This window comes from Aestuariivirga litoralis (assembly GCF_015714715.1).
In the GTDB taxonomy this organism is placed as follows: domain Bacteria; phylum Pseudomonadota; class Alphaproteobacteria; order Rhizobiales; family Aestuariivirgaceae; genus Aestuariivirga; species Aestuariivirga litoralis_A.
Map to the genome: position 1 here is coordinate 1,788,905 of NZ_WAHS01000001.1, position 21,734 is coordinate 1,810,638.

At 58.9% G+C, this 21,734-nt stretch carries 20 protein-coding genes and 1 tRNA gene; 12 read left to right on the top strand and 9 right to left on the bottom strand.

Translation table 11 applies throughout. From position 1 onward, the window contains the following. Positions 1-54: 54 nt before the first annotated feature. From F8B91_RS09155 to tsaD, 4 genes are read right to left on the bottom strand one after another with little or no spacing between them, the layout of a single operon-like run. Entirely contained in the window at positions 55-474 is a 420-nt protein-coding gene (locus F8B91_RS09155) for an EVE domain-containing protein (RefSeq protein ID WP_196503401.1), read from the bottom strand. Beyond that, a complete protein-coding gene (locus F8B91_RS09160; protein WP_196503402.1) occupies positions 474-764 on the bottom strand; it encodes a YciI-like protein in 291 nt (96 codons plus the stop codon). The genes F8B91_RS09155 and F8B91_RS09160 overlap by 1 nt, the downstream gene beginning before the upstream one ends. Before the next feature lie 9 nt (positions 765-773). Then, positions 774-1,664: an NAD(P)H-dependent glycerol-3-phosphate dehydrogenase gene (locus tag F8B91_RS09165; protein ID WP_196503403.1), complete on the bottom strand. Its 891-nt coding sequence runs from the start codon at positions 1,662-1,664 to the stop codon at positions 774-776. After that, positions 1,661-2,752 carry a tRNA (adenosine(37)-N6)-threonylcarbamoyltransferase complex transferase subunit TsaD gene (gene tsaD, locus F8B91_RS09170; protein WP_196503404.1) on the bottom strand — a complete coding sequence of 364 codons (1,092 nt, stop codon included), beginning with the start codon at positions 2,750-2,752 and terminating at the stop codon, positions 1,661-1,663. The genes F8B91_RS09165 and tsaD overlap by 4 nt, the downstream gene beginning before the upstream one ends. Positions 2,753-2,807: 55 nt before the next feature. Between tsaD and hemC the strand changes: the two genes are divergently transcribed. From hemC to F8B91_RS09225, 11 genes are all read left to right on the top strand, one after another. After that, complete coding sequence (hemC, locus tag F8B91_RS09175) at positions 2,808-3,728, top strand: hydroxymethylbilane synthase (protein WP_196503405.1); 921 nt, start codon at positions 2,808-2,810, stop codon at positions 3,726-3,728. 9 nt (positions 3,729-3,737) lie between these two features. Then, on the top strand, positions 3,738-4,436 hold the full coding sequence (locus F8B91_RS09180) for a uroporphyrinogen-III synthase (RefSeq protein ID WP_196503406.1): 699 nt from the start codon (positions 3,738-3,740) through the stop codon (positions 4,434-4,436). A gap of 9 nt (positions 4,437-4,445) precedes the next feature. Further along, positions 4,446-5,534: a hypothetical protein gene (locus F8B91_RS09185; protein ID WP_196503407.1), complete on the top strand. Its 1,089-nt coding sequence runs from the start codon at positions 4,446-4,448 to the stop codon at positions 5,532-5,534. Positions 5,535-5,536: 2 nt separating this feature from the next. Next, complete coding sequence (locus F8B91_RS09190) at positions 5,537-6,940, top strand: heme biosynthesis protein HemY (RefSeq protein WP_196503408.1); 1,404 nt, start codon at positions 5,537-5,539, stop codon at positions 6,938-6,940. Positions 6,941-6,983: 43 nt separating this feature from the next. Then, positions 6,984-7,059 (top strand) — tRNA-Thr (locus tag F8B91_RS09195). A gap of 177 nt (positions 7,060-7,236) precedes the next feature. After that, entirely contained in the window at positions 7,237-8,424 is a 1,188-nt protein-coding gene (locus tag F8B91_RS09200) for an efflux RND transporter periplasmic adaptor subunit (RefSeq protein WP_196503409.1), read from the top strand. A 9-nt stretch (positions 8,425-8,433) separates the two neighbouring features. Next, complete coding sequence (locus F8B91_RS09205; protein ID WP_196503410.1) at positions 8,434-11,496, top strand: efflux RND transporter permease subunit; 3,063 nt, start codon at positions 8,434-8,436, stop codon at positions 11,494-11,496. A gap of 187 nt (positions 11,497-11,683) precedes the next feature. Further along, entirely contained in the window at positions 11,684-12,661 is a 978-nt protein-coding gene (locus F8B91_RS09210) for an ABC transporter substrate-binding protein (protein WP_196503411.1), read from the top strand. Positions 12,662-12,813: 152 nt separating this feature from the next. Beyond that, positions 12,814-14,364, top strand: a complete 1,551-nt coding sequence (locus F8B91_RS09215; protein WP_246715003.1) for a sugar ABC transporter ATP-binding protein — start codon at positions 12,814-12,816, stop codon at positions 14,362-14,364. Then, positions 14,361-15,356 carry an ABC transporter permease gene (locus F8B91_RS09220; RefSeq protein WP_196503412.1) on the top strand — a complete coding sequence of 332 codons (996 nt, stop codon included), beginning with the start codon at positions 14,361-14,363 and terminating at the stop codon, positions 15,354-15,356. Before F8B91_RS09215 ends, F8B91_RS09220 begins: the two co-directional genes overlap by 4 nt. A 3-nt stretch (positions 15,357-15,359) precedes the next feature. Next, entirely contained in the window at positions 15,360-16,331 is a 972-nt protein-coding gene (locus tag F8B91_RS09225) for an ABC transporter permease (RefSeq protein WP_196503413.1), read from the top strand. Positions 16,332-16,333: 2 nt separating this feature from the next. Here the strand turns inward: F8B91_RS09225 and F8B91_RS09230 are convergent, their stop codons facing one another. From F8B91_RS09230 to F8B91_RS09250, 5 genes are all read right to left on the bottom strand, one after another. Further along, positions 16,334-17,398 carry an ABC transporter ATP-binding protein gene (locus F8B91_RS09230; protein ID WP_196503414.1) on the bottom strand — a complete coding sequence of 355 codons (1,065 nt, stop codon included), beginning with the start codon at positions 17,396-17,398 and terminating at the stop codon, positions 16,334-16,336. Then, positions 17,391-17,990, bottom strand: a complete 600-nt coding sequence (locus F8B91_RS09235; protein WP_196503415.1) for a helix-turn-helix domain-containing protein — start codon at positions 17,988-17,990, stop codon at positions 17,391-17,393. The genes F8B91_RS09230 and F8B91_RS09235 overlap by 8 nt, the downstream gene beginning before the upstream one ends. A 67-nt stretch (positions 17,991-18,057) precedes the next feature. After that, complete coding sequence (locus tag F8B91_RS09240) at positions 18,058-19,128, bottom strand: ABC transporter substrate-binding protein (RefSeq protein WP_196503416.1); 1,071 nt, start codon at positions 19,126-19,128, stop codon at positions 18,058-18,060. A 17-nt stretch (positions 19,129-19,145) separates the two neighbouring features. Continuing rightward, a complete protein-coding gene (locus F8B91_RS09245) occupies positions 19,146-19,943 on the bottom strand; it encodes an ABC transporter permease (protein WP_246715004.1) in 798 nt (265 codons plus the stop codon). Further along, positions 19,940-20,809 (bottom strand): ABC transporter permease, encoded by an 870-nt coding sequence (locus F8B91_RS09250; RefSeq protein WP_196503417.1) that lies wholly within the window; start codon positions 20,807-20,809, stop codon positions 19,940-19,942. The genes F8B91_RS09245 and F8B91_RS09250 overlap by 4 nt, the downstream gene beginning before the upstream one ends. A gap of 207 nt (positions 20,810-21,016) precedes the next feature. Between F8B91_RS09250 and F8B91_RS09255 the strand changes: the two genes are divergently transcribed. Further along, positions 21,017-21,712 carry a cyclase family protein gene (locus tag F8B91_RS09255; protein ID WP_196503418.1) on the top strand — a complete coding sequence of 232 codons (696 nt, stop codon included), beginning with the start codon at positions 21,017-21,019 and terminating at the stop codon, positions 21,710-21,712. Positions 21,713-21,734 lie beyond the last annotated feature (22 nt).

Sequence of the window (21,734 nt, forward strand, 5' to 3'; positions counted from 1 at the left end):
CCAGAGGTGGCGACAAAAGCTCCGTATGCTGACGAATAAAGGCCTGGCGGTTGATCAAGCTTTATGGCCAGCGAGCTTGCAGATATGCGCCCATTCTGCATCTGTCACCGGCTGCACCGAGAGGCGCGAATTGTTGACCAGCACCATGTCCTTCAACTTTGGATCAAGCTTGATGTCTTCCAGCGTGACCTGCTTGGGCAAGGCTGCTACGGCGCGGATATCGACGCATTCCCATGTCGGATTGTCAGCGGTGGAATCCGGATGGGCCAGCTTGCAGACTTCGACCACGGCCACCACCGCCTTGCCGACATTGGAATAATAGAAGAAACCCTGATCGCCGATTTTCATCAGCCGCATATTGTTGCGCGCCTGATAGTTGCGGACGCCGGTCCATTCGTCACCTGCCTTGCCCTTTTTCAGCAGGTCTTCAAAAGAATAGACATCCGGTTCGGATTTGAAGAGCCACTTGGCCATTATTTTTTATCCGGATTGTTCATCGTCCAGTTCCAGGCGCGGATTTCCACCGCGGCGAAAAGCCCTGATTTGGCATACGGATCGTTGACTGACATTGCTTCCGCACCTGCACGATCGGCCGCTTCAATGACAACCAGACTGCCCATCATGTTGCCGGCATCATCCAAGAAGGGACCTGCGATCTTCAGCTTGTCGCCCAAAGTCTTGAGATAGGCGACATGGTCGGGCCGCACCTGCATGCGCAGATCGAGGCTATTGGGCTTGTCGGTGCAGTAAAGGGCATAAAGCATGACGCGTTCCTATTCGTGTTCGGGCCGCACGGGGCGGGACAAAAGCTTCTTGATTTCATCGCCGGGTTTGGAGCCGCCGTCAATGACAGCGGTGACGGCATCCACAATTGGCATATCCACATCGAGATCGCGTGCCAAACGCGCCGCGATGGCGGCGGTGGCGGCGCCCTCGACCACCCCTTTGGAAGCCGCGAGCGCTGATTGTGGCGTGGCGCCATTGCCGATGGCGAGGCCGTAAGAATAATTGCGGGATTTGGCGCTGGAACATGTGAGCTGCAAATCCCCGAAACCGGAAAGACCCATCAGGGTTTCGGGCTTGCCGCCTGCCTTGCGGGCGTAGCGCGCGAGTTCGGCAAAGCCACGGGTGACCAGGCTGGCACGCGCACTTTCGCCCAGGCCCTGGCCATCAGCGATGCCGCAGGCAATGGCGAGGACGTTCTTCATCGCACCACCGATCTCGACGCCTGTAACGTCATCGGATGGATAGATGCGGAAAGTGGGGATGCTGAGTTCATTGGCCCAGTGCGACGCGCGCTCAAGATCAGGGCCAGCCAGCGTTACGGCGGTGGGCAGGCCTGCCATCACATCAGCCGCGAAGCTGGGGCCGGACAGCGCGTAGAATTCGGCTTGCGGCACCAGCTCTGAAACCACATCCGCCATGCTTTTGCCGGTGCTGCGTTCAAAGCCCTTGGCGGAGGAAATCAACACCACTCCGTTCAATCCAAGCTGCGTGAGAACCTCCCGCATGACTTGGGCCGGCACTGCAAGGATCAAGGCATCACTGTGCTTTGGCAGGACAGGTTTTTGGCGCGACCAGAAATGAACCTCGTGGCCAGCCTTTTGGGCCACCATGCCCAGTGCCTTGCCCCAGGCGCCTTCGCCGATGATGGTGATTTTCATGCCTTGGCCCCCAGCCTGCCGGACCCATAGACGGGCGCGGATATCGTATCCAGCGGCCAGCGTGGTTTGGCGGCAAAATCCAACTCGTCTGTGAGGCCCAAGGCAAGACGTTCAGCGCCGGCCCAGGCGATCATGGCGGCATTGTCCGTACACAGATGAAAGGGCGGCACGCGCAAGGTGAAACCATGCTTCTCGCATTCCGCCTCGAAAGTGGCGCGCAATTTCCTATTTGCAGCCACGCCACCGGCCACGACAAGGATCGGATGATCCACGTCATGCATCTCGCGGAAGGTTGCGAAGGCTCGCTTCAAGCGGTCTGCCATGCAATCGGCAATCGCAGTTTCGAAAGAGGCGCAGACATCGGCGATATCCCGCTCCGTCAGCAACCCCAAGCCCTGGACGCATTCGCGCACAGCCGTTTTGAGGCCGCTGAAAGAGAAGTTGCAATCGGCCCTGCCCTTCAAGGGCCGCGGGAAATCAAACCGCGTGGGGTTGCCGCGGCGTGCGGCTTTCTCGACTTCAGGCCCGCCTGGATAAGCCAGCCCCAAAAGCTTGGCCACCTTGTCAAAAGCCTCGCCCAGCGCATCATCAATGGTGGTGCCCAGGCGCTTGTACTGGCCGATACCTTCCACCGATTGAAACTGTGTATGGCCACCAGAAATCAGCAGCAGCAAATAGGGAAAGGCACAAGGCTCCAACAGGCGTGGCGTGAGCGCATGGCCCTCCAGATGATTGATGGCGAGGAAGGGCAAATCATGCGCCAGAGCGATGGCCTTGCCCTCCATCATGCCCACGAGAAGTCCGCCAAGCAGGCCGGGGCCAGCGGTGGATGCCACGGCGGAGAGATCGGAAAACGAAGCGCCGGCTTCGGCCATGGCGCGTGCAATCAAACCATCGAGATGTTCAACATGCGCCCTCGCGGCGATTTCCGGCACCACGCCGCCGAAGGGCGCATGATCCTTCACCTGGCTGCGCACCTGGTTGGAGAACAGCGTGCCGCGACCATCTGCGTCACGGCGCACCACGGCAGCCGCGGTTTCGTCGCAGGAGGTTTCAAGGCCCAAGATCAAGGTGGTTGTGGATGACATGTCGCAGCTCTGCTTCTTGCTTGAGGCTGTAGCAGTGACCAAGTAAATTGCCAATATGACGGAACAAAGATTGAAAATTGGCACGCGCGGCTCTCCGCTGGCCCTGGCACAGGCGCATGAGACGCGGTCGCGGCTGATGACGGCGCTGGGCCGCAAGGCCGAAGATTTCGACATCGTGGTGATCAAGACCACCGGTGACATGGTACGCGACAGGCCGCTTTCGGAAATCGGCGGCAAGGGGCTGTTCACCAAGGAGTTGGAAGATGCCCTGCTTTCGGGTGCGATTGATCTCGCGGTGCATTCACTCAAAGACATGCCTTCGGCTTTGCCAGAGGGGTTGGAGATTGTCTCAGTGCTGCCGCGCGAAGATGTGCGCGATGCCTTTATCAGCGTGAAGTGGCCAAGGCTCATGGCTTTGCCACAGGGCGCAAGACTTGGGTCCTCATCGGTGCGGCGCACGGCACAGGCGCTCCGCTTGCGGCCTGATCTGGTGCCCGTGCAGTTTCGTGGCAATGTGGAAACACGGTTGCAGAAATTGAAAGACGGCGTGGCTGAAGCTACTTTTCTCGCCGTGGCCGGCCTGAAGCGTTTGGGCCTGGGCAGCATGATCACGACACTCATCGGCACCGATGAAATGCTGCCTTGCGTGGCGCAGGGTGCAATTGGCATCGAGATCAATTCTGCACGGGCTGAGATGCGAGACCTGGTGGCTAAGATCAATCATGAGCCCTCGCAGTTTGCAGTGGATTGCGAACGGGCCTTCATGGCGGCTCTTGATGGATCTTGCCGCACACCGATTGCCGGGCATGCTGTGATCAAGAATGGAGAGATTCATTTCCGCGGTGAGGCGCTGACGCTGGATGGAAAGCATCATTTCCCGGTGGAAGCGAAAGGTGCTGTTGCCGACCGGGCAAGGATCGGACGCGAGGCAGGCGAGGATGTGAAAAAACGTGGCGGGGCTCTCATTGCCTATTAAGGCGCTGTCATGAAAATCATCATCACGCGGCCACGCATGGATGCAGCACCGCTGGCGGAAACGCTGCGTATAAAAGGGCACCAGCCGGTGATTGCGCCACTGATTGAAATTGTGCCGCGTGCGCAGGTTGTCGTTCCGAATCTTCCCTATCAGGCTCTTTGCGTGACGAGCGCCAATGGCATCCGCTGCCTGGAAGCTGAAGTTTCGCGTGACCTTCCTGTCTATGCGGTGGGTGCGCAATCTGCGTACGCCGCCGAAGCCTGCGGCTTCGTCCATGTGGAGGCGCACGGTGGCGACGTTATTGGATTGACCACTTTTCTGACCCGTAAGCTTGACCCGGCGAAGGGGCCGCTGCTTTACATTTCAGGCGCTGAAACGTCCGGCGATTTGCAAGGGCAATTGCAGAAGGCGGGTTTCACTGTCAGCCGCGTCATCACCTATGATGCCGTGCCGCAAAAACTCGATGCTATCCGCGGTGAAATTGCGGGTGCCGATGGAGTAATGCTCTATTCGCCGCGCAGTGCCAAACTGTGGCGGGCCGAATTGTTCCGCCTCAATCTCGGGGAGCAAGGCGGGCGGCTGATGCATTATTGCCTCTCGCCGCAGATTGCCGCACAACTGGCTGAAAACTGGCCCCGCAAAATCGCCGCTTCGCCGGTGGAAAGTGATTTGATCGGCTTGCTTGATCTCGCCACCAAAGCAGAATAGTTGAGAGGCATGAGCACAGACAACAATACAAGTGAAGTCATTGATGTTGAGCCTCAGGTGATCGAAGATCCGCAGGCGCCACCACCCGGCAAGAGCAAGGGCGGCATGACAACCATCATTGGGCTTTGTGTGGCCGCTTTGCTGCTGGGCGCTGCTGGTGGCGGCTGGCTGTATCGCGGTTATCTGGCGAATTACCTGCCGTCCGACCAGCTTCAAGCTGTGCAGAGCAAGCTTGATGCGCTGGAAGCCGCCAGCAAGGAGAGCCAGAAACGTGCTGACGCCTTTGTGGCGTTGACGGAAGAATTGAAAGCCCAGTTGGGCGCGGCACAGAGTGCAGCTGAAAAAGCCGACCGTCAGAATGTGGAAACGTCCACTTTGGCTCAAGGCAATGCAATTGCCATCGGCGATTTGAAACTGGCGTTGGAAAAGGCTTCCAAGACGATTGATGAACTGAAGACAAAAGCGTCAAGCGGCAGCGCAGATGCAGCAGCACCAGTGAGTGATGCGGCCCTGGCCGCACGTGTCGATCAATTGGAAAAGGATGTGTCGGCACTGAAGTCCGCGCCGCCTGTGGCCAATCCGGGGCTTGATGTTGCCGCTGTTCAGCAGGCTTACGACAACCTCAAAGCCAAAATCGAACAAGGCGTTCCCTATTCAGTGGATTTCAGTGCGCTTCAGGCGCTGGTTCCGGCTGCCGCCGGGCTTGATGTGATCGGCGCCGAGAGTGCCAATGGCCTGCCTAATGTGCAGCAGTTGGCCGCGCAATTATCGGCCCTCATTGCGCAACTGCCGCAAGCAGCTAGTAGCGCAGCAACACAAGACAACAGCCTGTGGGGGCAGGTGAGCAACGCGATTTCAACGGTGGTCAGCATCAAGACGCTGGGTGAAAGCGATGTAGGCGTGGCCGCCGCGCAGGCGTTGGCCGCAGTGCAGGCGGGTGATCTGCAGAAGGCTTCCGATGCGCTGGCTTCAGCGACGGCGACAATGCCTGATTCATTGAAAGCCTGGGCCGACACATTGCAGCGCCGCTTGAAGCTTGATCAGGCCATGGCGGCTCTCGCAGCTGGCCTTTCACATCTTCCGCAGGTCAAAGGCTGATCATGCTGACTTTGCTGTGGCGTTTGGCACTTCTGGTGGCGGCCGGCCTCGGCATTATGTGGCTGGCGGACCGGCCCGGCACGGTGAACATTCTCTGGCTGGGCAAAGAGATTCATCTCTCGGTGCTGATGGGGCTGATCATCATCGTTGTATCGTTCGCGGCGATCTATGTTGTGTTACGTATCATCAACCGGATCTGGCGCGTGCCGTCGGACGTGCGCGGCAGCCTGCGTGAACGCAAGACCAGGAAGGCTTATGAGTCACTTTCGCGCGGCATCATTGCTGCAGGTGCTGGTGATGCGCAGGCCGCCCAACGCCATGCGGCGCTGGCCGGCGATACGCTGCATGGAAATCCGCTGGTCAAGCTGCTGGGCGCGCAAGCGGCTCAGCTGCGCGGTGACCGCGATGAAGTGCGCCGCGTGTTCGAGACCATGACCGGCCATTCCGATACCGAGCTTCTCGGCCTGCGCGGGCTGTTCGCCCATGCACGCGACAATGGTGATTGGCATGCCGCACGCCTGCATGCCGAAGCGGCTCATGCCAAGAACAACCGCTTGCCCTGGGCTTCGGCTGCGGTATTGCAATCGCTGCTGGCGCATAAGGATTTTGAAGCTGCGGCGCGTAACGTGGCGCAACAAGGCAAATCCGGCCTGATGACCAAGGCCGAAGCCGCGCGCAAGCAGGCCGCACTTCTCACAGCCGCCGCACTCGCAGTGGAAGACAGCAACAAGCCGCATGCGCTGGAGCTTGCCGCATCGGCGCATGGCTTGGACATGAGCCTGGTTCCCGCCGCCGCTTTGCTGGCGCGCCTGCAATCGGCTGGCGGCCACCCGCGCAAGGCCTGGAAAGTTTTGCGCAGCACTTACGCGCTTTCGCCGCACCGTGAACTTGCCGCTGTGGTGGCGCATCTGCATGACGACGAGCCAGAGAAGCAATATGAGCGCGTTCGCGACCTGACGAGTGCCGAGCCCTCCTCGCTGGAAGGGCGTTATGCGCTGGCCCAGGCAGCCGTGGCGGCCGACCGCCATCAGGCCGCCCGCGAAATCCTCGCCCCGCTTTTGGACAACCAGCCTCCTGCTGGCATTTGTGCCCTCATGGCGGAAGTTGAAGATGCCGCTGGTGAGGCTGTCAAAAGCCATTCCTGGCTGACGCGCGCTCTGGCTGCGCCACGTGATCCCGTCTGGGTTTCTGATGGCGTGGCATCGGCACGCTGGGTGGCAGTTTCCCCCGTCACCGGCGAAATTGTTCCAGCGGAATGGAAAGCGCCGTTTGAGCAGCCGGTCCAGGCCAAGCTGGGCTTTCATCCGCGCGTTGATTCCGCAGCAAAATCTCCTGCTGGAGCACCTACACCCACCGCTGCCCTGCCCCGCCCGCCGGATGACCCTGGCGTTGAGCAAAGCAGTTGATCGGGGCGAGAAAACCGTTTATGCCCCGGCCCACGCCCAAGTTGCCGCTTTAGCTCAGTTGGTAGAGCACCGCATTCGTAATGCGGGGGTCAGGTGTTCGAGTCACCTAAGCGGCACCAGTTTCTCATAATTTCAGGTTTTTGACGCATCGCGGGTTGTACGTCCGGTTGAATGCAAGTTGATCGCATTGCTCGTCATGGCTGCCATGTCAGCAGCCTTCTTGCAACGCAGCAATGTTGATTGACGGCGGGTTCTGCGCGCCGCAAATTGATCTTTCAGACAGGTATAGATTGAAAATGGCGAAGCAAGAAATCCGTGAAGTGAACAAGCCTCTGGTGGAGAATTCTCCCGTGCAGAAACGCAAGCCTTCCACCTGGAAGCGCATGCTGTTGATGCTGCTGATCCTGCTGGTGCTGATCGCGGGCATTGCCTTTGGGTTTTATCGCCATATCCAGACGCTGATCGCCTCAGCGCCCAAGCCCACGCCAGCGACGGTTTCGAGCATCGTAGCCCAGCCATCGGATTGGCAACCGGTGATCACTTCTGTGGGCAGCCTTTCGGCGGTGCAGGGTGTCGACGTGGCCAGCCAGGTTTCTGGAACCGTCGAGTCCGTGCCGGTGAAATCCGGCGGCACGGTCAAGACTGGTGATGAGTTGGTGCAGCTCAATATCGAGCCCGACAAGGCACAGTTGGCGTCGCTGGTGGCGGCCGCCGATCTCTCTTCCAAGACGCTGAAGCGCGATCAGGACTTGCTGTCCACCCGCACGACCAGCCAGGCGGTTGTGGATGCTGATGCGGCGGACCTGAAAAGCAAGAATGCCTTGGTCGCGCAAGCTCAAGCGCTGATCGACCAGAAGACCATCAAGGCGCCCTTCGCCGGTGATCTTGGAATCGTGCAAGTGAATGTGGGGCAATATCTTTCGCCCGGCACAGTGATCGTGACGCTGCAGGATCTGAGTGCGATGAATGCCGACTTCCTGGTACCGCAGGACAAGGTGGGCAACCTCTCGGTGGGCCTGCCGGTCAATGTCAGTGCTGATGCGCAGCCGGACAAGCCCTTCATGGGAAAGATCACGGCCATCATGCCGAAGATCGATGTGAACACCCGCAACGTCACCGTGCGCGCGACGATTGAAAATCCGGACAAACTTTTGCTGCCGGGCATGTTCGTGCGCGTTTCGGTAGATGTGGGCAAGCCGGCCCAGCTGGTAACGCTGCCGCTGACCTCCGTGACTTACAATTCCTATGGCGCCACCGTATTTGTGCTGACGGCGGGTGCTGATGGCAAATCCAAGACCGCCAAGCAGGTGTTCGTGACCACCGGCCAGACACGCGGGGATCAGGTCGCCGTATTGAAGGGAATCGACGCCGGACAGGAAGTGGTGACGGCCGGCGCGCTCAAGTTGAAGACTGGGGCCGACGTGGTGGTGGATAATACTGTTCAGCCGCCCAATGACGCAAATCCTGCGCCGCAGGAAAAGTGATCCACTGATATGAATTTCACCGACATCTTTATCAAACGACCCGTCCTCGCGATGGTGATCAGCCTGTTCTTTGTGGTGCTGGGCCTGCGCTCGATGACCAGCCTGCCGATCAACCAATACCCACAGTCGCAATCCGCCGTGGTGACGGTGGCAACGGCCTATCCGGGTGCTGATGCCGCCACCATTGCGGGCTTCATCACGCAACCGCTGGAAGCCTCGATCGCGCAGGCGCAGGGCATTGATTATCTGTCGTCCTCCAGCTCAAGCTCGGTTTCGACCATCACCGCAACGCTGCGTCTGAATTATGATGCCGACCGCGCGCTGACGCAGATTTCCACGCAAGTGAATGCTGTCAAGAACCAACTCCCTGCCGCCGCGCAGGCGCCGACTATTACGGTGGCCACCGGGCAGACCACTGATGCCATGTATCTGGGCTTCTACAGCGACACGCTGCCCACCAATGACGTGACCGACTATCTGGTGCGCGTGGTGGTGCCGCAGCTCAATGCCGTTTCCGGCGTGCAAGCCGCGGAAGTGTTGGGCGGACGCGTGTTCGCGCTGCGCGCCTGGCTGGACCCTGACCGGATGGCCGGCCACGGGGTGACAGCCAGTGAAGTGAGCGCTGCTCTGGCCAGCAACAATTACCTTGCGGCTTTGGGCCAGAGCAAAGGAAACATGGTCACTGTGCCGCTCACGGCGTCCACTGATCTCCACTCGGTTGATGATTTCAACAAGCTGGTCATCAAGCAGAATGGCGCATCGGTGGTGCGGCTTGAGGATGTAGCGACCGTTGTGCTGGGTTCGCAGAATTATGATTTGAACGTGGCCTTCAGCGGCGTGCGCTCAGTGTTCATCGGCATCAAGGTGGCGCCGGAAGCTAACATTCTGAATGTGGCAGCAGGCGTGACCAAGGCGTTCCCGAACATCACCGGGCAATTGCCGACCGGGCTGACTGGCAAGATCGTTTACGATTCCACCGAGTTCATCAAGTCGTCGATTTATGAAGTGATCAAGACGCTGGGCGAAGCACTGCTGATCGTAACCGTAGTGATCTTCCTGTTCCTCGGCTCGTTCCGCGCCATCGTGGTGCCGCTGATCGCGATGCCGCTCTCACTGATCGGCACGTTCTTCGTGATGCAGCTTCTCGGGTACTCGATCAACCTGCTGACGCTGCTGGCCATGGTTCTTGCCATCGGCCTTGTGGTCGATGACGCCATCATTGTCGTCGAAAACGTTGATCGGCATATGAAGGAAGAGGGCAAGTCGCCGATGCAATCGGCCTTACTGGCGGCGCGTGAACTGGGCGGGCCCATTCTGGCCATGACCACGGTGCTGATCGCGGTTTATCTGCCGATTGGCTTTCAGGGCGGTTTGACCGGCACGCTGTTTGTGGAATTCGCCTTTTCTCTGGCGGGTGCCGTGACCATTTCCGGCATCGTGGCGCTCACGCTTTCGCCGATGATGTGCTCGCGCATCTTCAGCCCGTCGCAGGATTCGGGCTGGATGGCCCGGCATATCGATGCCATTTTTGAGCGCGTAAAGCATGGCTATGAGCGCTTGCTGGGCAGCCTTTTGCAAACCTATTCAGTTTTGATCGTGATGGCTGGGGTGCTGATCGTGCTGCTGGTAGCCATGTTCCAAATGTCGCAATCCGAACTGGCACCCAATGAAGACCAAGGCATCGTGGTGGGAATCATGACCGGGCCTCCGACGGCAACTGCAGACCAAATGCAGATTTATTCGACGCAATCCTATGATGTTGCCAAGAATGTGCCGGAATATAGCCAGATGTTCCAGATCACCGGCTTTCCCACCGCGCATGGTGGCTTTGCCGGCGTGATCCTGAAGCCCTATGCCGAACGCACGCGCAGTGCCGCCGAGGTGCAAGGCGACCTGCAGGCTGGCTGGAGCAAGATTGCCGGCGCCAATATTGCGGCCTTCCAATTCCCACCGCTGCCCGGCGCTTCGGGCCTGCCGGTGCAATTCGTCATCACTACCACACAGCCGTTCCAGAATCTGGATGGCGTGGTACAGGCGGTGCTGCAGAAGGCACGCGCCGACAATAAATTCTACTTCGTGGATTCCGACCTGAAGATCGATCTGCCGCAGGCCAATCTGGTGGTGGACAATGACAAGCTGGCTTCGCTGGGCCTCAGCAAACAGCAAGTGGCGGCGGCGTTGGGTACGGCGCTGGGCGGCGGTTATGTGAACTACTTCACCATAGACGGGCGCGCCTATCAGGTGATCCCGCAGGTGCTGCAGGTGAACCGCCTGAACCCTTCTGATGTGCTAGATCTTTACATCCCGACGTCGAAAGGCCCTGTCACAGTGGGCACCATCGCGCATCTCGAACACAGCGTGGTTCCCGAATCGATTTCGCATTTCCAGCAGCTCAACTCGGCTACCATTTCCGGTGTTGCCGCGGGTGCACAGGGCGCAACGTTGGATTACTTGCGCCAGACCTTGGCGGAGGTGGCACCCACCGGTTTCTCGGCTGACTATGCCGGGCAGTCGCGCCAGTACCAGCAGGAGTCAGGTGGCTTCCTGATCACCATGGCGCTGTCGGTCATCATCGTTTTCCTGGCGCTGTCGGCTTTGTTTGAAAGCTTCCGCGACCCCATCGTGATCCTTATCTCGGTGCCCTTGGCGCTGTTTGGCGCGGTGGTGTTCATCTTCCTCGGCTTCTCGACGATCAACATCTATACCGAGGTCGGCATCGTGACGTTGATGGGACTGATCTCGAAACACGGTATTCTCATTGTGGAATTTGCCAATGCGGCACGCGCCGAAGGCATGTCGAAGCTTGAGGCCATTCAACACGCGGCGGCGACGCGCCTGCGCCCCATCCTGATGACGACCGCCGCCATGGTGTTCGGCGTGGTGCCGCTGGTGGTGGCTGGTGGTGCCGGTGCAGCGGGGCGCCATGCGATGGGCCTGGTGATTTTCACCGGCATGTCGATCGGCACGTTGTTCACTTTGTTCGTGGTTCCGGCGATGTATCTGCTGCTGGCATCGCGCACTTACCGGGCCGCGGGGGTGGTCGATGAAGAGGCCCAGCAACAACCCGCCTGAAGGAGGGTTAACGCACCCATTTCGCCTTGCTGCACATGCTTTCAGCGCGCGTCGGCAGTGCACGTTCCGGGTGCATCTGCCTTTTGTCATACAATACCCTTGACGGATAAAAAAAAAGAGTTCTTAACTCCGCCAACACGTCCCGCCAAAAGAACGTGCGAAAAAACTTATCAAGGGAGTAGATTAGATGACCAATATTACCCGTCGGACAGCCTTGTTCTCAGCCCTGGCCCTGGCCGTTGCTGGTTCAACCGCTGCCAAGGCCGAGCTGCCGAAGCTGGCCAAAAAAGACAAGTACAAGGTCGGCTTTGCCCAGACCGAAAGCAACAATCCATGGCGTCTGGCCCAAACCGCCAGCATGAAAGCTGAAGCTGAAAAGCTCGGCTGGCAGCTGGTTTATACCGACGCTGCCGGTTCTGCTGCCAAACAGGTGGCTGACGTCAACAGCATGATCGCCCAGGGCGTGGATGCCATCTTCCTGTCTCCACGTGAAGAAAAGCCGCTGATTCCTGCTGTTATGGCAGCCAAAAAGGCCGGCATTCCGCTGTTCCTGATCGACCGCGGCGTTGATGCTACGCTGGCCAAGGCTGGTGAAGACTATGTGACCTTCATCGGTTCGGACTTCCTTCTCGAAGGCAAGACCGCTGGCGAAGCCCTGGTGAAGCTCACCGGCGGCAAGGGCACCATCATCGAACTCGAAGGCTCGACCGGTTCTTCGCCGGCCAACGACCGCAAGAAGGGTTTTGACGAAGTGATCGCCAAGAACCCGGGCATGAAGATCGTTGCCTCGCAGTCGGGTGACTTTGCCCGCGACAAAGGCCGCCAGGTTGCAGAAGCCCTGCTCCAGGCTCATCCCGAAGCCAACATTGTCTATGCTCACAATGACGAAATGGCCATTGGCGCCATTGCTGCCATTGAAGCTGCAGGCAAGGTTCCGGGCAAGGACATCACCGTCGTTTCGATCGACGGCGAAAAGGATGCCCTGCAGATGATCATCGACGGCAAAATGGCCTTCACGGTTGAATGCAATCCGAAGTTCGGCCCGGCTGCCTATGCCGCCGCGCAGAAGTATGCCGCTGGTGAAACCCTCCCCGCCAACATGACCAACACCGACCGCTTCTTCGACATTTCGAACGCAGCAGCGAGCATGGCAGACAGCTATTGATCTGCTGAGCTAGACAAAAGCCTCCCAGGGGCCCGGTTTCACCGTTTGGAATCGGGCCCCGTTTTTATCTGGATAATGCGGCCTTATCCTCACCTCTTGACGTCCAACGGCGTGGAGGCGAGTGTTGCCGCCGGGTGGGGATGATTTCAGAAATGGATTCAACACAGAATTCCGGAAGCAAGAGCCTGCTTTCGATGCAGAATATCAACAAGGCCTTCGCCGGCATACCGGCCTTGTCCGCCGCCTCGCTGGAGGTGGGGCATGCCGAAGTGCATGCCTTGATCGGCCAGAATGGTGCCGGCAAATCCACCATGATCAAGATCCTGACCGGTTATGTGTCGAAGGATTCTGGCGATATCACTTTTGACGGCGCGTCCTTCGAAGCACGCTCGCCACAGGATGCCCAGCGCAAGGGCATCAGCACGATTTACCAGGAGATCAACCTGGTTCCCTATCGTTCGATCACCGAGAATATCTGCCTGGGCCGCGAGAAGCGGCGCTATGGCCTGCTCGACTGGAACGCCATGCATGCCGAAGCGCGGGCCCTGATGGCGCGTTTCAACATCGACATTGATGTTCATAAGCCCTTGATGAATTTCAATACCGCCACCCAGCAGATGGTGGCCATTGCGCGGGCCATTGGCTTTGAGGCCAAGCTGGTCATCATGGACGAGCCGACATCTTCGCTGGATGAGCGCGAAGTGGCGGTGCTGTTTGATGTGATCCGGCAGCTGAAGGCTGCGGGCATTTCGGTGATCTTTGTCAGCCACAAGCTGGATGAACTTTATGCAGTGTGTGACCGCGTGACCATCATGCGTGACGGCCGCACCGTGAAAGTCTCTGACATGAAATCGATCAGCAAGATCGAACTTGTAGCCAGCATGCTCGGCCGCGACATTGCGCAGGTTTCGAAACACGCCACCGCCTTTGGCGGACGCAAGGGCTCCATCGGCGACACAATGCTGAGTGCCAGCCATCTGGCCGCGGGCCACAAGGTGCAGGATGTTTCGCTGGCGGTTCGGCGTGGTGAAATCGTCGGCCTTGCTGGTCTTTTAGGTGCAGGCCGCACTGAAACTGCACGGCTGATCTTTGGCGCTGACAAGGCACAGAAGGGCGAGCTGACTTTGGAAGGCACAGGCTTCAACCCGTCGGAGCCCATTGAAGCCATTGGCCGCGGCATTGGTTTTTCCTCGGAAGACCGTAAGCTGGAAGGCATCATCCCCGACATGTCGGTGGCAGAAAACATGACGCTAGCCCTCATGCCGCAGCTCGTCAAAATGGGCATCGTGGATGTGGACAGGCAGCGTGAGCTGGTGGAGAAATTCATCAAGCGGCTCGGGGTGAAATGTTCCGGCCCCGGCCAGCGCATCCGCGAACTTTCCGGCGGCAACCAGCAGAAGGTTCTGCTGGCCCGCTGGCTGGCGATGAATCCCAAGCTGCTCATCCTCGATGAGCCCACACGCGGCATCGATGTGGGTGCGAAGGCTGAAATTCAGACCATTGTGAAAGAATTGGCCGACCAAGGGTTGGCCGTGTTGATGATTTCCTCAGAACTTGAAGAAGTGATCGAAGGGTCTGACCGCGTTTTTGTGCTGCGCGAGGGCCATAACGTGGCAGAATTTGCCGGCAAGGACATCACTGAAGAAGCCGTCATGGGCGCCATGGCGCACGGCGGCGAGATCGCCAAAGAGTTGACGCCATGAGCCAATCCGCCTTGCCCCAAATCGAAAAAGACAAAGGCCTGAATTGGATCGGCCTGCTGACCAGAAACGCAACACTGGTGGCCTTGGTGGCGCTGATTGCGTTCAACCTTGTCTTCACCAACCATTTCATTTCCATTCAGACTCTGAATGTGAATCTCACGCAGGTGGCTACGATTGTGATCGTTGGCGTCGGCATGACGCTGGTGATCGCTACGGGTGGCATCGACCTTTCGGTAGGCTCGATGATGGCCATTTCTGGTGCCATCGCCCCGCTGATTTTCCTCGGTACCTGGTTCAAGATTCCGGAAATCCATCTGGCGGTTGCGGTTGCGATGATTGTTGCCGTGGCGCTTGCGGGTGCGTTTGGCTGGTTCAATGGCTGGCTGATCACACGGTTCAAAATTCAACCGATTATTGCCACGCTGGTGCTTTTCATCGCCGGGCGCGGCATCGCACAGGTGTCCACCAATGGCAATTTGCAGCCCTTCAAGCTGCCGCAGTTCCAGTGGATCGGACTGGGCCGCTGGTTCGGCGTTCCGGTGCAAGTGATCATTATGGTGATCCTCGTCATTGTGGCGGCGTGGGTGCTGAAGCGGTCGCTGTTCGGGCGGCAAATCCTGGCTATTGGCGGCAATGAGCGCGCCGCGCGGCTGGCTGGCATTCCTGTCGCTGCGGTGAAGCGCTGGGTCTATTGCATCAGTGGGCTTTGCTCCGGCATTGCAGGCCTCGTCGTCATCGCGATCAATTCCTCCAGCGATGCCAATCTCGTGGGCCTGGGCATGGAGCTTGATGCCATCGCGGCGGTTGCCGTGGGCGGCACATTGCTCAACGGCGGCAAAGCCTCCGTGACCGGAACTTTGCTCGGTGCATTGATCATTCAACTTGTGCGCTACACCTTGCTGGCCAACGGCGTGAACGACGACGTGGCCAAGCTGGTCAAAGCGGCGCTGATCGTCGCGGCCGTCTGGCTGCAGCGCTATGGAAGGGCTTAAGCCATGAAAAAGTTTTCATTCCTCTCGCTGCTGTCCAGCCAAAGCGTTCTGATCGCGCTGCTGCTGCTCATCCTGTTTGGCTGGCTGCGCTATGATAACTTCCTCGGCCTGTTCAACATCTCGACAGTGCTGCGCTATAATTCAATGTTTGCTCTTGTTGCGCTGGGCATGTGCTTTGTGATCATGACCGGCGGCATTGACCTTTCGGTGGGCTCCACAGCTGCACTCGGCAGCGTGGTGTCTGCGATCCTCAGCCCTTATGGCTGGCTGATCGGCACGGCGGGCGGCGTGGCGGCGGGCTTGGCAGTCGGCATCCTGAATGGCGTGGTTATCGTGAATTTGCGCATCCTGCCCTTCATTGCCACGCTGGCCACCATGTTGGCGGCGAACGGCACGGCCTTGCTGTTGGCGCACGATGAATCAGTTTCGGTGTCCTATGACAGCAGCTTCACCACATTGGGCCAGGGCGATTTCGTCAATCTGCCGATCCCTGCCTTGATCGCTGTTGCCGCTTACATTATCGGCTCGGTCGTGTTGAATTATACCAGCACGGGCCGCACGGTTCTGGCGGTGGGTGGCAATGAAGATGCCAGCCGCCTGATGGGCCTGCCGGTCGACCGGGTGAAGTTCCTTGTTTACGCGTTGAGCGGAGGTCTTTCGGGCCTGGCCGGCGTGATCCTGGCTTCACAATTCGGTGCTGGCCAGCCGATCGAGGGCGTGGGCTGGGAGCTGTTTGCCATCGCCTCGGTGGTAGTGGGCGGTACTCTGCTCACCGGCGGTGTGGGCTCGGTGGGTGCCACGCTGGCGGGCGTGATGCTGCTTGGGTTGATCTTCAACATGCTGAACTTCGAGAATGGCATGGGCTGGATTTCACTCTCGGCCTATTGGCAATCGGTGATCCGCGGCCTGTTCCTGCTGGCGGTGGTAATCCTACAGTCGCGGCTGGTCTCGAAAGACCCGGCCGCTACGGCCTGACTTCACGCGCTGATCAGGTTGATCTTTGCCGAAGGGCGCAGGGCCAGATTGAACGTCTGGCCCGGTGCGAAGTTTTCACCTTGTGAACTGCGATCCAGATCGAAGACCAGCCGCGTGCCGTCTTCCAGCCTGGCATAGACACGCAAGCTGCGGCCCAGGAAGGTGCTGCTTTCTACGGCGGCGGCGAGTGGGCCAGTTGTGGCCAGCGCGAAGTCTTCAGGGCGGACATTCAACAGCGCTTGATCGCCCTGCACCGCAGCTGAAGCTGGAAGGCGCAGATGCGTGCCTGCCAGGCTGACTTCGATCTCATTGCCGCTCCGGGATACGACGCGCACTGGCAGCAGGTTGGTGGTGCCAATAAAGCTGGCCACGAAGCGCGAGGCCGGCTTGTCGTAGAGTGTTGCTGGATCGGCGATCTGTTCGATGCGGCCCTGGTTCATCACCACGATACGGTCGGAGATCGACAAAGCTTCCGTCTGGTCATGCGTGACCATCAGGAAGGTGGTGCCGATTTGCTTTTGCAGGCGCTTCAGTTCTAGCCGCATCTGTTCACGCAGATTGGCATCGAGCGCTGAAAGCGGTTCATCAAGCAAGAGCAGCCGTGGTTCGCAGATCAGTGCGCGCGCCAAGGCCACGCGCTGGCGCTGGCCGCCGGACAGCTTTTGCACCGGCTCCTTCGCCTTGTCGGACAGCCCTACCCGCTCCAGCGCTTCGCCGACGCGCTTTTTGGTTTCAGCGCCTGAGACATTTCGCAGCGAGGGCCCGAAGGCTACATTCGCCGAGACGTCCATATGCGGGAAGAGTGCGTAATCCTGAAACACGGTGTTTACCGGACGCGCATAGGGCTTGAGCGAAGTGATATCCGCACCATCAAGCAGCAAGCGGCCGGCGGTGGGTTCCTCGAAACCGCCAATCACCCGCAGCGTGGTGGTCTTGCCGCAGCCAGAAGGACCCAGCAGGCTGAGGAACTCACCTTCATGGATATCAAGGTCAATCGCATCGAGCGCCAGCATGGTGGGGCTGAATCGCTTTTCTACGCCGCGCAGTTGCAGAAAAGTCTTAGTCATCTTTGGCAGGCTTCACTTTTTGCATATTCACCCAGACGATGCTGGCCGCGGCCGCGCCCTCATTGCGGAAGGAATGCAGCAAGGTGCTCTTGAAGGCGAAGCTGTCGCCTTCGCGCAGCACATAGGGGATCTGGTCGATTACAAGTTCCACTTCACCGGATGTGACGATGCCGAATTCATGACCGGTATGGGCGTAGGACGTGGTGCCGCCGCCCGGTTCGATCTTCACCATCATGCCGGTGAGCGCAGCACCCGGCGGCGAGAGCAGATGCTTGGCGATGCCTTCCGACTGCACTGGCAAGCGACGGCGCTTGGTGCTGCGCACACAGAATAAATCATTGCTGTCATCATCACTATCCACGATCAGTGCCGTAGGTTCGACTTCAAGGGCAGCCGCCAGTTGCCACAGAACCTTGACGCGCAGTGAAGACAGGCCGCGTTCAATCTGGCTAAGTGCACCCAGTGACATGCCCGCCTTGCCCGCCAGTTCGGCCAGCGAGAGATTGCGTTCAAGCCGCAGGGCCCTCACTTTGCGACCCAAGCGCAGATCGGCCTCATCCAGACCCGTTGGCGTGGCATCCACTTCTGTCATTGCGTGATCCTTCAATCGCGGGAAGAAACCGAAGGGCGGTGCACGCCCTCCGGCAGGAAAGCCGGCGTCAGCCGCCGGCCTTCACTTTTTCGAACATCTTGGCCAGTTCATCCGATTGCTTCATCGGGCCGGTAAAGATTGTGCTTTTCAACATCACGTCGGGATCGGCCGGCAGCTGCAGCTTTTCCAGATCTTCTTTCTTCACGCTGGCGAAAGCGGAGGATGTAGATGCACCATAGCCATAGTCGTTGATCAGTTTGGCACCGGCTTCCGGCTCCAAGCGGCTGTTGATGAAGTCATAGGCGGCATCAACCTTCTTGGTGTCCTTCATCATCACGAAGCCGCACACCCAGGTGAGCATGCCTTCCTTCGGTTTCATGAATTCCACCGGCACGCCCTGCTTCTTGAGCGCCACGGCAGATGCATTCCAGGTCATCGCGGCAACCAGCGCGCCGCTGGCCAGGTTCTGCTCCACCGAGGTCATATCGGTCGTGTAGGTGGACATGAGCGGGCGTTGTTCGCGCAGCTTGGCTGCCACCTTGTCCATGCCTGCCTGGTCCATATCGAAGGGGCTGACGCCAGAAAGGAGGGCGGCCACAACCGGCGTGTCATGCACTGCATCGATGGTTGCCATCTTGCCGGCATAGTCCTTGTTCCACAGCAGATTCCAGCTGGCTTCCGGGTTCTTCACCAAATCCGTGCGATAGAGGATCGAGGTGTTACCCCAATCCCACGGCACGAACCAGACTTTGCCGTCGCCCGCCTGCAAATCCGGCAGATTGCGGAACACCGGGAAAATCTTGTCCCAGTTCTTGATCTTGGCGGTTTCGATTGGCTGCAGCAGGCCTTCCTTGTTCCAGCGCGCGATCTTGTCATAGCAGGGATGAGCAATGTCCGGATGGAAGCCAGCTTTCACCTTGGTGAAGGCATCATCATCATCGCCGAAAGTGGGTGCATCAAAACCTTCGGGGTGCAGCTTGTCATAGCCGGGGCTGAATTCCGGCGGTTCATATCCAGACCAGGTGAAGTATGTGAGCTTGTCGGCTGATTGGGCCACGCTAGAGGCCAGCATGGCCGTGGCGCAGGCCAGCGCCGCAAGAGTCTTGCGAAGACGCTTCGATTTCAGGTGTTGCAACATTTTATTTCTCCCTTTTTCTAATGTGAAGTGGTGAGTGCAAGGCTGCGGTCCTTGCGGCGCAGAATTTCGGAAATGGCGACGATGATGATGGACAGCGCTAGAACCGAGCTGCCCAGCGCCATGACCATCGGCAGGGATTTCGGGAAGCGCAGCTGGCTCCATATGTAAAGCGGCAACGTGGGTTCAGTGCCGGAGAGGAAGAAGGCCACGATGAATTCATCAAACGAAGTGAGGAAGGCCAGCAGGAAGGCCGAGGCAATGGCCGACAGCGCCAGCGGCAACATGATGCGGAAGAACACCGTTGCGTCCTTGGCACCCAGATCTTGCGCGGCTTCGGCTATAGTGCGCGGGATGGAGGCAAAGCGGCCACGCAGCACCATCACCGTGGTGGGCAGCGCCACCAGCACATGGCCGATCACGATGGCCAGGCGCGACGGGCCAAGGGCGATGATGTTGACCACGATCAACAGCGCAATGCCGATGATCACGCCGGGGATGAGAATGGGCAGGCGCGCAAGGCCGGAGATCAAGCGCGCGAGTTTGGAGCTGCCGATGATTTCCGCGTAAGCAATGCTGGTGCCGCAGAGTGTGGCGATTGAAGCAGCGGCGGCACCCACTTCCACGCTGGTGAGCAAGGATGATTTCAGCGCATCATTGTTCCAGAGGTTTTGATACCAGGCGAGCGTGAAGCCCTTGAGCGGAAAGGCCGCCTGCACCGCATCGTTGAAAGAGAACAGCGGGATCAACGCGATCGGCAGATAAATGAAGACGAGATAGAGCGCCACATAGGCGCCGAGCCAGCTGAAGCGCTTCATGCCGCACTCCATGATTTGCTGGCGCGGCGGGCCAGAAGCATGACCAGTAGCACCGTCAGCATCACCAGCACGGCGAGTGCCGAACCAAACGGCCAATCCTGCGCCTTGCCGAATTGCGCCTGGATGAGCGAGCCTATCATGGTGCTGTCCGGCCCGCCCACAAGTGCAGGCGTCACATAGTCACCCACGGTCGGCACGAAGACCACAACAGCGCCCGCCAGAACGCCGGGCATGGAATTGGGGATGGTGACGCGCAGCAGGGCTGTGAATGGCTTTGCGCCGAGATCAGCCGCTGCCTCCAAAAGGTTGCGTGGGATCACATCGAGCGAGACCAGAATGGGCAGGATGGCAAAGGGCGCATAGGCATGCGCCAAAGTCACCACCACGGCATAGGGCGTGTTGATGAACAGCGTTGTCGGTTCGCTGACCAGGCCACCCCCGAGCAGTGCGGAGTTCAACACGCCGTTAAAGGCCAGCACGATTTTCCAGGCGAAGACGCGCAGGAGATACGACGTCCAGAACGGCAGCGTAACAAGAAACAGGATCAGCCGCCGGTGCTTGCCGGCATGGAAAGACAGGTAATAGGCCACCGGATAGGCGGTGATCACGGTGACGCAGGTGACCACACCGGCGATCAGCAGCGAGCGCAGAATGATGCGGATGTAAAGCGGATCGGTGGCCAGCGTGATGAAGTTTTCAATTGTGAGCCCGCTGCCCAGCAGCGAGCCATCATTGTGGCGGAAGGCCAAGAAGACCAGCAGGCCCAGCGCGGCGAGAATAAACAGGCAGGTGACCAAAAGTCCAGGTGCCAGCATCGCGGCGCTGAAGCCGGTCGGTCGCATCGCGCTGGCGGTGGATGACGCCATCTTGCCTTTCTGCCTGTGAAAACAGGGTAAGTTTTTTTCATTTCTATGAAAGAGTCAAGCCGATTGGCAGTCAATCAAGTTAAAATCGGGAAGCTTGTGAAAATATTGGCCTTAGTTTCACGAAATTGAATGCACGGAAATCGCAGCGTGGACCAAGACTTTGGCTGTGACGCGTGGCATGAATCGCAAAACACGGTGAGGGCATCCATGAAAACTGCGGTCTGGACAGGCGATGAAAGCGATTACGATCTGGTGGATCTGACGCATGTGCTGCGCGACGGCATTCCATTCTGGCCCACCCATCCGAAATTCAAGATGGAGCAAGTGTCATTCCTTGAGAAGGGCGATGACGCCAGCCTTCACTCGGTTTGCCTGAGCGAACATACCGGCACGCATTTTGATGCGCCGTCGCATTTCATTCTGGGCGGCGCTTCAATCACGCAGATTCCAGTCGAGAAATTTTTCGGCCGACTAGCCAAGATCGATGCGGAACATGCCGCACCCGACAGCACCATTCCGGCGCAAGCGATCCTCGATTTCGAGGCAGCGCATGGCGCGCTCGAAAAGGGAGACGCGGTGGTGATTTCCTATGGCTGGCACAAGCTATGGGAAAAGAAAGAGCGGTTCCTGAAGGACTGGCCCGGCCTTTCGGAAGATGCGGCGCAGCTGTTGATTTCACGCGGCGTGCGGCTGGTTGCTACCGATTGCCTGTCGATGGATCATTTCACCTCAGCCAAATTTCCGGCGCATGTAGCGCTGCTGGGTGCGGGCATTTTGATCGGAGAGAATTTCGCGCATCTGGACAAGCTGCCGGTGTGGAGCTTCCTCACCGCCCTGCCCTTGCCGATTGAGAATGGCACGGGCTCTCCGGTGCGTGCCGTGGCCTTTGTGCCGAAAGGTTAGAACTTGCGCTTGAGCGGCAGGA

Bases quoted from the DNA above. Each gene is read 5' to 3' on its own strand.
- F8B91_RS09200 (WP_196503409.1), top strand. From the start codon at position 7,237: ATGGCGAAGCAAGAAATCCGTGAAGTGAACAAGCCTCTGGTGGAGAAT.
- F8B91_RS09210 (WP_196503411.1), top strand. From the start codon at position 11,684: ATGACCAATATTACCCGTCGGACAGCCTTGTTCTCAGCCCTGGCCCTG.
- F8B91_RS09255 (WP_196503418.1), top strand. From the start codon at position 21,017: ATGAAAACTGCGGTCTGGACAGGCGATGAAAGCGATTACGATCTGGTG.
- F8B91_RS09225 (WP_196503413.1), top strand. From the start codon at position 15,360: ATGAAAAAGTTTTCATTCCTCTCGCTGCTGTCCAGCCAAAGCGTTCTG.
- F8B91_RS09205 (WP_196503410.1), top strand. From the start codon at position 8,434: ATGAATTTCACCGACATCTTTATCAAACGACCCGTCCTCGCGATGGTG.
- F8B91_RS09165 (WP_196503403.1), bottom strand. From the start codon at position 1,664: ATGAAAATCACCATCATCGGCGAAGGCGCCTGGGGCAAGGCACTGGGC.
- F8B91_RS09155 (WP_196503401.1), bottom strand. From the start codon at position 474: ATGGCCAAGTGGCTCTTCAAATCCGAACCGGATGTCTATTCTTTTGAA.
- F8B91_RS09185 (WP_196503407.1), top strand. From the start codon at position 4,446: ATGAGCACAGACAACAATACAAGTGAAGTCATTGATGTTGAGCCTCAG.
- F8B91_RS09245 (WP_246715004.1), bottom strand. From the start codon at position 19,943: ATGAAGCGCTTCAGCTGGCTCGGCGCCTATGTGGCGCTCTATCTCGTC.
- F8B91_RS09190 (WP_196503408.1), top strand. From the start codon at position 5,537: ATGCTGACTTTGCTGTGGCGTTTGGCACTTCTGGTGGCGGCCGGCCTC.
- F8B91_RS09240 (WP_196503416.1), bottom strand. From the start codon at position 19,128: ATGTTGCAACACCTGAAATCGAAGCGTCTTCGCAAGACTCTTGCGGCG.
- F8B91_RS09180 (WP_196503406.1), top strand. From the start codon at position 3,738: ATGAAAATCATCATCACGCGGCCACGCATGGATGCAGCACCGCTGGCG.
- hemC (WP_196503405.1), top strand. From the start codon at position 2,808: ATGACGGAACAAAGATTGAAAATTGGCACGCGCGGCTCTCCGCTGGCC.
- F8B91_RS09250 (WP_196503417.1), bottom strand. From the start codon at position 20,809: ATGGCGTCATCCACCGCCAGCGCGATGCGACCGACCGGCTTCAGCGCC.
- F8B91_RS09160 (WP_196503402.1), bottom strand. From the start codon at position 764: ATGCTTTATGCCCTTTACTGCACCGACAAGCCCAATAGCCTCGATCTG.
- F8B91_RS09230 (WP_196503414.1), bottom strand. From the start codon at position 17,398: ATGACTAAGACTTTTCTGCAACTGCGCGGCGTAGAAAAGCGATTCAGC.
- F8B91_RS09235 (WP_196503415.1), bottom strand. From the start codon at position 17,990: ATGACAGAAGTGGATGCCACGCCAACGGGTCTGGATGAGGCCGATCTG.
- tsaD (WP_196503404.1), bottom strand. From the start codon at position 2,752: ATGTCATCCACAACCACCTTGATCTTGGGCCTTGAAACCTCCTGCGAC.
- F8B91_RS09220 (WP_196503412.1), top strand. From the start codon at position 14,361: ATGAGCCAATCCGCCTTGCCCCAAATCGAAAAAGACAAAGGCCTGAAT.
- F8B91_RS09215 (WP_246715003.1), top strand. From the start codon at position 12,814: ATGGATTCAACACAGAATTCCGGAAGCAAGAGCCTGCTTTCGATGCAG.